A 542-nucleotide genomic window follows, 5' to 3' on the forward strand; every position below is an offset into this window, starting at 1 on the left:
TTGAGTAAAATGAGGGAGTGTATTTCCATACATATTGGTCAAGCAGGTATCCAGATGGGTAACTCCTGCTGGGAGCTGTATTGTTTGGAGCACAACTTCCAACCAGATGGGACTGTTGTTGGTGATGGCAGCACTTTGGCCGACTCCTCTTTTGGCACTTTCTTCAGTGAAACTGGTGCTGGGAAATATGTTCCTCGTGCAGTTTTCATTGATCTAGAGCCAACAGTCGTTGATGAGATCCGTAATGGACACTATCGACAGCTGTACCATCCCGAGCAACTCATCAGTGGCAAAGAGGATGCTGCCAATAATTATGCTCGAGGTCACTATACCATTGGCAAAGAGATCGTAGACTCTGTGCTAGACCGGATGCGCAAAATGGCGGACCAGTGCACTGGTCTTCAGGGGTTCCTGATCTTCCACAGTTTTGGTGGTGGAACAGGCTCTGGTTTCACTTCTCTACTGATGGAGCGACTGTCTGTCGACTATGGTAAAAAGTCAAAGCTGGAGTTCTCTGTATATCCAGCCCCGCAAGTCAGCAC

At 48.2% G+C, this 542-nt stretch carries 1 protein-coding gene; it reads left to right on the forward strand.

Annotated elements, in window-relative coordinates; genetic code table 11:
- Positions 1-54 precede the first annotated feature (54 nt).
- Positions 55-542 (forward strand): hypothetical protein (locus DK870_RS29250; protein WP_218580697.1); only part of this gene is annotated, 488 nt, incomplete at its 3' end.

It is taken from the genome of Pseudomonas sp. Q1, assembly GCF_009935975.1.
In the GTDB taxonomy this organism is placed as follows: domain Bacteria; phylum Pseudomonadota; class Gammaproteobacteria; order Pseudomonadales; family Pseudomonadaceae; genus Aquipseudomonas; species Aquipseudomonas palleroniana.